Origin of the sequence: Klebsiella sp. MBT K-1 (genome assembly GCF_002556465.1) — a bacterium.
GTDB lineage: Bacteria > Pseudomonadota > Gammaproteobacteria > Enterobacterales > Enterobacteriaceae > Klebsiella > Klebsiella grimontii.
In genome coordinates, this window is the sequence record NZ_PDEL01000003.1 from 205,471 (window position 1) to 217,093 (window position 11,623).

Sequence of the window (11,623 nt, forward strand, 5' to 3'; positions counted from 1 at the left end):
TCTCTCTATGCCGCCGGGGTTCAAGCCCCCGCAACATTGCGCCTCACCGGGCGAACCCGGCTTGCCGATGATTCTACGGCGCTCTTCCGATTTCAGCACCCGGCCCTGGCGCGTTATTCGAGGCGCCTTCCACAGTTTACGACTGGTCTTTATTTGCCAGCCATACCAGCAGCTTCAGGCTGGCGGAATAATAGTCGTCCTGGGCACTAATCTGCGGCTCGGCCTGCGCTTCGCCAAGGGTTAAATCGCGTACCGCCAGTAGCCCGCCGGTCATAAACCACGGCGCCACTTCATCGGTATTGACGTTGATCCACGCCGGCGTTTGCAGACGCGGATAGCGCTGGAACCAGTTTTTCCATGGCGTCAGCAGGCTGCTTTTCGGGTCGTTCCAGTAAACATACAGCGGAATACGGATCGCATCGAAGCTCATCCGCGTCGGCCACTCTTTTGCCGGCTCCATCCTGCCGTCCGCTCTTAAGGCGACCCAGTCGCTGGGAAGCTGAGATGTCCCCCACGCCATTTTCCCCAGCAGCGCCTGACCATCGCTTTGCAGCTTTCGCCAGGCGGTTAAATGCGTCCGCGCGGCGAAGGCCTGCCATGCCGGAAAGATAAAGTAGGAGGGATTAAGGTTCAGATGATCGTTGAGATAGAATCCCTTCGCGCCCGGAAGCATGACCTGACGGCCGGCGAAGGTGACCACCGTGGACTTCAGTAGCGAAGCGGTTATCGCATCCGACGCGCTGCCGTAGGATTTTTCATGCCACTGCTGCTGCGCGCGCAGCAGCGCCCAGGCAATCAGGGTATCGCCATCGGTGGCATCGTTTTTATCCGCCACCGGATTAGACGCCACCGGATTATAGCGCCAGTAAAATAGCCCGTTTTCTTTGTTACGCAGCGTTTTATCGGTCCACTGCCATAGCTTGTCAAAGGCGGGGCGATCGTTATTGGCCACCGCTAATAGCATGGCAAAACCTTGCCCTTCGGTATGAGAGACGTTGCCATTGCCGGTATCAATAATGCGCCCGTCCGGCATCATAAAACGCGATTTATAGCTTTCCCACGCCGTATCGGCCCACGCGTGGGGAAGCATCATCATCGTCGTCACCACGACTGTCGCTAAAGCACGCAAGGACATAAATTCACCCTTCAGGGATGGAAGTAAAGAAACTGAACGTCAGAGACCGAAAACAGCCGCTCGCGCTGTAAAACCACATGCGCCGCGCCGCCCTGTCCCTGTAGCCAGCGGGAATAAAGCCCCTCGAGTATGGCACAAAACGCATTACACCAGCGTACGCGGCGCGCTTCATCGCGGCTCACCGGCAGCGCCTGATGGCGTAACCGCAGGCCATCATCGCTCACCTCAACGCTCACCAGTCCCCACTGAAAGCGGCTGAGCTGCGCATTAATATGGGCTTCCAGCTCACCGATCGTCTCCGACTCCGGCAGCGGATGCTCATCGGCCAGCGCCTCGCCCATTTGCCGCAGAAAGGGCTGACTCTCCAGTTCGCCCGCGTTGTTGACCATGCCATCAACCATAATCAACAGCAGATCGAACCACCCGGCAGGCGTTTGCTGCTGCTGAAACCAGGCCGTCACCAGCGCATTATTATTGTCCGTCATGATCAGCGATCTCCCAGCATGTAGCGGATATAAAGGCCGGCGGTGCTCTCGTTATAATCGCCAAAGGTGTCATAGCCCACCTGGCCGCCGAGCGTCATCTGTTTATTCACTTTGTAATCCGCACCGGCGCGCAGCGTATAGCCGATGCCGCTCTTCGACGTGGCTGAATAGTACGCCTCTTTGGCAAAACCGTTGCTCACAGCGGTCTCGAGCGTCTGCTGCCACTCGGCGTTGGTCGGGAAATAGGCGCTCTTATCCTGACTGTACGATTGATACCCCACCGAACCGCCAAGCTTCATCGTCCAGTTATCATATTTCTCCGTCAGGCTGACCGGCAGCGACACGCTAACGTAGTTCTGCGGGCTGAAGTAACCCCCTTGCCCGTAGGTGAAGTAGCTGAGGTTTTTCGAGTAATCCATGTAGCTCATACTCAACCCGGTCTGCAGCTGACGATACTCATCGTGGTATGGCCGCAGATAAACCCCGGCGTTGGCGTTAATGCTGGTGTTGCTGGCGACGTTTTGTCCCAGGTAGCTATAGCCCCCGCCGCCGACGTAGAAACCGGCGTCGCCGTCGTCATAGCTTAGCTGCAGGGTACCGCCGTTTTTAGTCACCTGTCCCCAGGTCTTGCCGGAGTAGGAATCCTTCAGCCCCACCCAGGAGAGCAGGCTATCGGTCAGCGAACGACGCTCGCCGATAAAAATCAGCGACAGGTAGTTGGTCAGCTTCGGCGACCACTTCACGCCGCCCACCACGGTATTCAGATCCTGACCCAGCGGCGTGCTGCCGATATCGACGCGATAATCGTCGCCGCTCAGCGCCAGCGCCAGCTCCACGCCGTTGGCTTTCTGCGAATCGGTTGAGCCGCTGGCCTGATCAACGTTAGGTTTCAGATTTGAAGAAGCCAGATAGCTGGCGACCTGCCCGGGTTCATATTTTCCCAGCTTCGCCAGATTCTCCATGCCGCTGCTGGTGGTGGCGTTAAAGTCTGAAGCATTCAGCGTGCCGAGACCGCTCAATGTCTCCGCCCCCGGATTGTTGGCAAAGTACGTCGTGCGCTCGGTAGGGGTCATCGCCGCAATTGCCGCCTGCTCGCTGGTGGCGGTGGAGATCATATTGGAGACCGCGTTTGATAGCGGATTCGCGCCATAGCGCCGCCAGGCGTCGCCGGTTGCCGTCCCTGCGTTCAACGTAATTGGCGTCACGGTAAAGTCGAAACGCGAATCACCGAACGGCGAGGAGGACCAGGTCAGGGGGGTTTTAATTTCGGTCAGCTTGCTGGTGCCGGATTCGCCATCGCGGCCGCGAACCTCCATACCCCCCTGCAGCCAGGTGCCGGTTTTTTCCTGTAAGGTCTCCATCATGGTGTCCACCTGGCGCAGCATTCGGGTCTGGGCGGTTTCGACCGGCAGATCGGTGCGCTGGATCCCCGGCAGCGTGCTGCCATCGCCCGTCGATACCTGAGAAACCTGCCACGGCATATATTGCCCGTAGGTGGAAGCGGTACGCGTCGCCGCCGGCGTACGCGAGACGCCGACAAACGGATTATCCGCCGCCAGCACGCCGCCCACGGTCGGCGTTTGCGTGCCATTGCTGCTCTGTAACCCCAGCAGCCTTCCGCGAGCGCTGCGCAGATAGGTCATCGCCTGCTGATGATGCCCCTGCGATTCGGCAACGCGCGCCAGCAGCAGCAAACGGTCCGGCGAATTATCCGGCCGCAGCCCGCCTGCCAGCTGCGCCGCCCGGTCGTTATCGCCCGCCGACAGCGCGACATCAATAGCTCCGCTGCGCGCGTCCTGGGTCGGCGTATCGCGGGTCATCAGGTAGTCATAGACGACCCCGGCCTCTTTATTCATTTTGCCGCTCTGATAGAGACGCGCCATGGCGAACATCAGGTCGGTATTTTGCGGGTCGCTTTGCATCGCGCCCATCAGCTTGTCATACGCCGCCGCGTAGTTGCCCTGCTCGCGCAGGTGGTCCGCTTCGTTAATCACATAGCCGTTGCGGATACTGGCCAGCTGCGTCGGCGTACTGCTCGCCTGCAGCTGCGGGTTGGTGAGCAGCCTCTGCGCTTCGTTAGTCAGGCCTGCCTGGTTAAGCACCGTCACCTGGTCTGCGTAATCCCCGGCATTGCCCGAGATACCGCCGTTAATACTGTTGCGCACCAGCGATACCGCGGTGGTCACATCGCCGCTCTGGGCCAGCAGGCGCGCCAGTTTACCCACATCCGCCGGGGCTTTTGGCGGCGTCGCGGCCATCGCCCTTAGCGTATTGGAAGCCGCGACGGTATTCCCCTGCGCCAGATAGCCCTGCGCCGTCGCCAGCTGCAGGTTGTAGTTCACCCGCTGATGTAAATCGCGCATCTGGCTGGTCTGGCTGGCGGGAGGAATTCTCGCCAGCAGCGTTTGCGCCTGCTGCCAGCCGCCGTTCTCGCTGGCGAAAAGGGCCGCGGCGTATAAGGAGTTACTGCTGGCGCCGGGACGATACGCGGCGCCCATGATCGCGTTCGCCTCGCCGTCGTTACCGGACTTTTGCAGCAGTCGGGCCAGATCGAGGCGCATCCACGCATCGTCCGGATAACGAGAAACGCCCTGGCGCAGCGTGGCGATTGCCCCGGTCACGTTTCCGCCGCTGGCCTGCTCCTGCGCCTGCCGACGCAGCGAGTCTCCGGGCGTCCCGGTGACCACGCGCGGCTGCAGTTTTTGCTGCAGGCTTTCCGGCAGCGTTCGCAGCATCGCCTGGGCTTCCGCGGTTTTATTCTGTTCACGCAAAACGTAATAGAGATTCTCCCGGGCGGGGCCATTTTGCGGCTGGTCGTTAAGCAGCGCCCGCAGCGTTTGTTCGGCCTGGGGCAGATCTTTGTTGTGCCGCAGAACGTCGGCGCGGAACAGTTTCGCCGCCGAGCCCTGGGCTCCGCTCTGCTGCGCCAGCGGCGCGGAGAGCGCCAGCGCTTGGCTAATATTGCCTTGCTTCCAGGCCTGCTGCGCCTGCGCGAGCTGGCCGTAAAACAGCGCATCGGCCGCCTGCTGGCGCCGGGTTTCAGAACTCTCGCCGCCGAGATCCGCCGCCCGGCTCAAATATTGAGAGGCCGCCTGAAAATCGCCGCTGCGCTGGGCGATATAGCCCATCCCGGCAAGCGCGTCAGCGTCCTGCGGATTGGTTTGCAGGACCTGTTCAAACTGCTGCTTCGCCGCGGCGGTATTGCCGCTGTTCAGGTCAGAGTAGCCCTGACCGCGCGCCTGGCCGCTGCGCCGTTCACGGAAGTAGTTTTGCACTTCGCTATCCTGCGGGTGGCGCTGCATCCAGGTATCGTAAAACGGTTCATCCCCCGGCTGCGGCCCCATCCACAGCAGCGCCTGGCGCAGCCCGGCATCGGCCTCTTTGCTGCCGCTGGCCATCGGCTCCAGCATAGCGATCCCTTCCCGCCGGGTCTCTTCGCGCCAGGTCAGCGCCTTACCCAGGGCTACGCGCGGCCCGTTCTCTTGCGGATGCTGAGCGACGTACTGACGCAGTTCGCTCACCGCCTGCGAATAGAGCGACTTGTCGCTGGCCATCGTCATGTAGTATTCCGCCGCCAGACCGGAAGGCGGAACGTTACCGTTAAACATACTCCGCCAGGTCGCCAGCGCGGCGGGCACGTTGCCGCTGCGCGCCTGCTGTCTTGCCAGGTTTAGCTGTCCCTGGGGGACCTGGGCCATTTTTTTGGCGCTATCCAGATCCTGCAAGCCGGGACTGTTGGGCGCCGCTTTCTCCAGCCGCGCCCGCCACTGGGCCGCGGCCTGCAGGTTGCCCCCCTGCTGCGCCCACAGCGCCATCAGGTACAGCGCCTGAGCGTTATTGGCATCCACCGATAACACTTTTTGCAGCGATTCCATCGCCAGCTCATCGTGGGATTTTTCATGCCAGTAGTTGGCCTGGGCAAACAGCGCCTGTAGCGCCGCATCGTTACCCGCCGCCTGCGCCTCGCCAAACGCGCCCAGCGTCAGCGCGCCGGACAGGCACAGCGTGGAAAATTGACGGGCCGCCTTATTATTCATTCTGCTGACTCTTTTCATTGGCTCTCTCCCGACTCCAGGCGCTTACGGGCATGACGTTTAAACATGGCGGTCAGCGCCAGTCCCAGAATCGATGTGGCGATTAACCCCAGCACCGCCAGCAGTCCGGAGTGCTGGTTGGCGTACCACACCGCCATCATGTACCACGGCATCTGGCCGCTGGGGAACGGCGTACTGACCTGGAAACTACGCACGCCGTTATCGCTGGTAATCACCGCCGTATCGCCGCGAATACCGGCATTGATGCGCGGTGAATTAAGGTCGTCTTCGAGTTTCGCCAGCTGATCGTCGCTGCTGGCCATCGCCACCACCACCACTCGCTGCGGATTCCACGGCGAGCGATAGCTGATAAACCCTCGCCAGGCGCTGCTGGAGGAGAAATAGCGATCGGCATCCACGCCGTCGGAGGCCCAGTCGCCGCTCAGCCGGCGCTGAATTTTCGCCCATAGCGCCGGTTCACGCACGCTCAGTATGTTTTCGACCGGATTATAGGGAGAGTCGGCCAGCAGGCGCTGGTTAAACGCTTTTTGGTCAAGCGCGCTCACCGCCAGCACATCGCGATCGCGCAGGAAAGGCGAATTGGCGGCGTCGTCAGGAACGCCCAGCATCACGCGGTTATTGGCCAGCGCTTTGCCGGTCGAGTTCCCCGAGCGGGCGGCCAGATTCAGCATCATCGCGACCTGGGTTTCCGAAGGCCGCTCCGGCAGCAGCAGCGTGGTTTGCGAGTAATCCGCTAGCCGGGAGAACGGGAACGACGCGCCGACAAAGTAGGAGAGATTCGGCAACAGCGAGAAGTGCCGCGTGCCGCTCAAATCGATCCACGAGTCGTCGGTAATGCGGCTCTTGATCGTGCTGTTCAGCAGCACTGAACAGGGAGCGCTATCCTTCGGCACCAGATTAAAATAGAGCGACAGCTGGTTATCGCCGTAAATCAGATACGGCGCCAGCGGGATCGTAAAACGCTCCTGACGCGCATCGCCGCCCAGGTGACGCCAGAGCTTCTCCAGCGGCCCCTGTTTGTTCATCGGCAGGTTGTTGAGGAAGGTGTTGTTGAGCGTCACGCTAAGCAGCGACTTGTCCTCGTTAATCCAGCTCTCCGACGGGAAACGATAGCCAATCTGCAACGGAATGGTTTCGCCATCCCACAGATAGAGATCCGGCGCGGCGCGGAAGGCGACGCGCAGCGGCTCATGCCACACGCCGCTGACGGTCATACTTTGATCCTGGCGGATCAGCTCGCTGATTTTTACCGGCCGATCGGTGGCGATCCAGCGCGGGGCGTCGTACGGCTTGCCGACGGGAATCGACTGCGGATCAACCTCCATACTGGCCGTCTGCAGGGCGAAATCACCGCGGGTCAGGCGCCAGGCGGCCATCCGCAGCGCGGCGTCATTCTGCCCGACGATCAGCAGCAGCTTATAGGCCGGGTTGCCGGGATTCTCAACGATCCGCAGCAGCGGCTTGTCGGTTTGCGGCAGCGTCAGGCCGCCCACCCGATCGCCGGGGTGGCCGATGATAATGCCGTGCTTCTCGGGCAGGCGATCGCGCAGCGCGTCAAAGGCGATACCGCGATAATCGGCCTGAATACCCAGCCACGACGACACCAGCGCCGCAGCGCTAAAGATGTCCGCCGTCGATTTCTCCGGATAAGCGATAGCGATATCCGCCGGCGTCATCTGCATACTGTCGAAAAATGGCCGCGGGAAGTGGCTTAAATCGTTGCTGATATTGAGCTGCTGGCTCTCCCAGCTAAAGTGCGAGGCGGGCAAAATAGTCACCCGCGAGGTGTCGTGAATATCGAGCCGGCACTGCATCGCATCGCCGTCGTTAATCTTAAAGCTCAGGTTGTTGCTGGAGACCATCAGCGCCGCCGGAATATCCAGCTGATAGTGCGAGATCTCCTCGCCGTCCGCGCCCAGCGGCAGCGTGCCGAGCGGCTGGCCGTTGAGCATTAACTGCAGCGTGGCGTTGCGGGCCGCCATCTCCGGCGAGACCTTAACCTCCAGCATCAGCTGGGCGTGGGTCACCACCTGATCGGAGGGCAGCGTAAAGCTGGCGCCGCCCTGGTTTTGTCCGCCGCTAAGGATGATGCCGTCCGGCATACCCATCTGCGTCAGGTTCAGATTACCGCCGACAATCGGCGTTAGCGGTACCGTATCAGGAATGCCGGCTGCGACCGGCGGCGGCATCGCGGGTAGCGAAGCTGGCTGATCGACGTTTGCCGGCGCGGGCTCCGTCGCGGCGGGCGAATTCGCCTCGGCCGCCGATGCGCCGTCGGCTTCCGCCCCGGATAGCGGAAAGTTAAGCTGCGGCAATGCGTCAGCGGGCGTTTCCTCGCTATGCAGCGTCGGCGCAGAGAGCATCCCGGCCAGCAGCGCAAGCGTCGTTAAGCGTTTCATAAGCTACCATCCTCCTGCGCGGGATTGGCCGCAGGCGGCTGGCGACGCTGGCTGCGGCGCGTTTTCCACGTCAGCCAGAACAGTTCAAACACGCAGCGCAAAATGGTGGCAAAAGAGCGGAACGGGTTATCCTGCGGACGCGGCGGGTTAATCCACGCATCGGCGCGAGCCAGCACCACGCGCACCAGTTCGCGGCGGCGGGAAAGCTGAATATTTTCATCAAATTGCAGGCGGATAAAGCGCTCGTCGGCGGTGATCTGGCGTACCGGAATCGAGATCGCCCCGGACTGGAGGATCAGCTCAATCTCTTCAATTTCATCCTGCAGGTGACGGTTATCCGGCGCGCTAACGCGACAGCCGCCCATTGACAGGTCCGCGGTGTGGCTGCGGGAGACAATGCCGCTGGCGTAGTGGATAAGCACCGGGATATCGACGTCAATACGAATCGTTTTTCGCACCTGACGGGTTTCGCGCGCCACCGCAATCGCGGCCAGCAGGAAGATCAGGCTGTAAATCCCCCAACCGACGTTCAGCGCGATAACGTTCGGGTCTGAGCCAAAGTAGTCATGGCCGATGGCGCGGACAATACCGAATATCACGCCCAGGCCCAGCAGACAGGCAACGACCAGGTGCGGCCTGACGACGGTAAAGTCGAAGTAGCCCACGTCCAGCAGGCCGCCTTTATCGGTCACGTTGAATTTCCCGCGTTTGGGGAAAATCATCGTCACCAGCGTCGGCAGCACCAGGTGGAACGCCAGCACGATATCGTAGATTTCCCCCCAGAAGCTGTAGCGATAGCGACCGTTCATGCGCGAGCCGACATAGATCGCGAGGAACAGATGCGGCAGCGCGTAAGAGACGATCAGGCTGGCCGAGGAGTAGATAATATTGAGGTTAAATAGCAGGTAGGCCAGCGGCGCGGTGACAAAGACCACGCGCGGCAGGGCGAACTGGTAGTACAGCATGGCGCTGAGGTAGCACAGGCGCTGCTGAAAGGTCAGCCCGCGGCCCAGCAGCGGGTTATCCAGACGGAAAATTTGCGTCATCCCGCGCGCCCAGCGGGTACGCTGAATCACGTGCACCACCAGGCGTTCGGTAGCTAAACCCGCCGCCAGAGGGATATCGAGGAATGCCGACTTCCAGCCCAGACGCTGGAACTTCAGCGCGGTATGGGCATCTTCGGTCACGGTCTCAACCGCAAAGCCGCCGATCTGCTCCAGCGCGGCGCGGCGAATGACGGCGCAGGAGCCGCAGAAGAAGGTCGCGTTCCAGTTGTCGTTCCCCTGCTGAATCGGGCCATAAAACAGCATCCCTTCGTTAGGAATATTGCGGCCAACGGAGAGGTTGCGCTCAAAGGGATCCGGCGAGTAGAAATAATGCGGCGTCTGCACCAGCGCCAGCATCGGGTCGTTGAGGAATCCGCCCACCGTCGCCTGCAGGAAGACGCGGGTTGCCACGTGGTCGCAGTCAAACACGCAGATAAGCTCGCCGTGGGTCAGCGTCATCGCGTGGTTGAGGTTGCCCGCCTTGGCGTGTTTGTTGTCGTTACGGGTGATATACCCAACCCCAACGTCGGCGGCGAAGACCGCAAATTCATTGCGCTTCCCGTCATCCAGTAAATAGATTTTTAATTTATCTTTTGGGTAATCAATGCATTGCGCAGCGAGCACGGTATCACGCACCACTTCAAGCGGTTCGTTATAGCTGGGAATATAGATATCGACCGTCGGCCACTTGCTCATATCATCCGGCAGCGGGACGATTTCACGCTTTAGCGGCCAGACCGTTTGCAGGTAGTTAAGCAGCAGCATCACCCAGATATAGACTTCCGCCAGAAACAGCCCCATCCCCAGAATCGCTTCGATGGTGGAGTTAAAATGCAGGGTCTGCGTCAGACGGAAATACATATAACGGGTCGACATCAGCAGCGATGTCACCACCATGATGACGGAAACGCTGCGATTTTTACTGAATCCCATCAGGAAAAGAATACCGATGCTCAGCAGGCCAAAAATATACTGCTTTTGGCTGTCCATCGGGGTGATCACCACCAGCACGGCAATCGGCGAAAGCACCAGTACCAGCAACCAGAAAAGCGTCTTTTTCATTCAGCAGCCCTGCAATTAAATTAAAGCCCTGACCTGCGAGGCTGGCTATGCACCTTGCCGTCACCAATATTGATACCCAACAGCGCAGAAATTTTTTTGGCAATAATTTCAATATCAAAGGCGGCTGCGGAGGATGAATTAAAGTCAAGGATCGACTTCTGGGAAGCATTCGCTTCCACCACGCTTTCATCACGATGGATGATGCCCAGCAGACGATCGCCCAGCTTTTCTTCCATCAACGCCGTGACATCGCGACTCACCTGGCGACGGTTATCGCTCTGGTTAATCACAAAATAGTGTCCGTGTTTATGGTTGAGCTCACCCCCGGTCAACCGCTGATTGTCGACGTGCGACAGCACGGACATTGAAGCGGTATCCGCCAGCAGCGGTACCAGATGCAGGTCGGCAAGCGAAGTGAGCGCCTTCAGCGCGGGCGAAGGGCCCGGCGGCAGGTCGGCGATGGTAATCAGCCCCGGATAGTTGAGTAATGCCGCCAGGCCGCGCGTCAGGAAATGCTCGTCGTGGGTCAAACGTTCATCAAAGGACTGCCGCTGGGCTTCACTCACGTCGCCGTAGGGCAAGACGAAAATATTGCTGCCGGCGCTTAATACGCACTGGCTCCAGTCATGGAGCTCCAGCGCTTTCGCGACATAGCCGCGCTCATCGCTAAGCGGGACGCCAAAATGCAGGCGCAGGGCGTTCTGCACATCAAAATCGAGGGCCAGAACTTTGCTGCCAGCGCGGGCCAGCGCCCAGGCCAGATTTGCCGCCAGGGTCGTCTTTCCTACGCCGCCTTTCGGTGAACACACGCAGATCAACGGCATGTCGCGATCCTCTCCAGGAGTGATTTCAGTGACTGATCTTTATCTTTTGCTACCGGCTCTGCGGTTTTTGTCGCAAAGAGATGGGCAAACCCTTCCGCCGTCGGCGCTATCGCCGGACGAGGCCTGGCCGGAGGGACAGGTATCGGCTGAGCAGCAGGTCGAGAAACCGTCGCCAGGGAAGCGGGTTCAGCCGCGGGCGCGCTTTCCGGCGCCGCGGGCACTACGGCCATCCTGTCCGTCACGGGAACAGGCTGCGGCGCGGAAGGCGGGATACTCAACGCTGGCGCCGGCGCAGATGGCGCAGGGACGGTTTGAACGACAGCGCGCTCCACCTGATGAAACATATCGGCAGGAACCCGCTGCGGCACAGGTAGGGAGACCGATCCCCCCATTGCCAAAGAAGACTCTTCCTCTGCGGGAATAAGTTGATTGAGAATAACCCAATCCCCTTTTTCACCGGCGGCGGCTTCTGATGAGAGGTCCTTGAATTTTAGACTGTGTGTCCGCGTCTTTTCCTTGAAGCGCTGCAAATCATCATAATGGTTCATAGATAACCTCATGATTTAAATACATCATATTTAATCTGTTTTAATTGTCATTCTACGCCGCTAAAGCAT

Annotated in this window: 6 protein-coding genes and 1 pseudogene; all 7 read right to left on the minus strand. The window is 60.0% G+C overall.

Annotation, left to right across the window (positions count from 1 at the left end; translation table 11 throughout):
- Positions 1-136: 136 nt before the first annotated feature.
- Positions 137-1,135 (minus strand): glycosyl hydrolase family 8, encoded by a 999-nt coding sequence (locus CMQ96_RS05620; protein WP_098066189.1) that lies wholly within the window; start codon positions 1,133-1,135, stop codon positions 137-139.
- 11 nt (positions 1,136-1,146) lie between these two features.
- A complete protein-coding gene (gene bcsD / locus CMQ96_RS05625) occupies positions 1,147-1,623 on the minus strand; it encodes a cellulose biosynthesis protein BcsD (RefSeq protein ID WP_024359766.1) in 477 nt (158 codons plus the stop codon).
- Entirely contained in the window at positions 1,623-5,675 is a 4,053-nt protein-coding gene (locus CMQ96_RS05630; RefSeq protein WP_098066192.1) for a cellulose biosynthesis protein BcsC, read from the minus strand. Before CMQ96_RS05630 ends, bcsD begins: the two co-directional genes overlap by 1 nt.
- Positions 5,672-8,074 (minus strand): cellulose biosynthesis cyclic di-GMP-binding regulatory protein BcsB, encoded by a 2,403-nt coding sequence (gene bcsB, locus CMQ96_RS05635; protein ID WP_098066195.1) that lies wholly within the window; start codon positions 8,072-8,074, stop codon positions 5,672-5,674. The genes CMQ96_RS05630 and bcsB overlap by 4 nt, the downstream gene beginning before the upstream one ends.
- Positions 8,071-10,182, minus strand: coding sequence for a UDP-forming cellulose synthase catalytic subunit (gene bcsA / locus CMQ96_RS05640; RefSeq protein ID WP_004132651.1), 2,112 nt, complete (start codon positions 10,180-10,182; stop codon positions 8,071-8,073). The genes bcsB and bcsA overlap by 4 nt, the downstream gene beginning before the upstream one ends.
- Positions 10,183-10,202: 20 nt before the next feature.
- Positions 10,203-10,995, minus strand: a pseudogene (bcsQ, locus tag CMQ96_RS05645) (cellulose biosynthesis protein BcsQ).
- Position 10,996: 1 nt separating this feature from the next.
- Entirely contained in the window at positions 10,997-11,554 is a 558-nt protein-coding gene (locus CMQ96_RS05650) for a cellulose biosynthesis protein BcsO (protein WP_098066198.1), read from the minus strand.
- Positions 11,555-11,623: the final 69 nt, after the last annotated feature.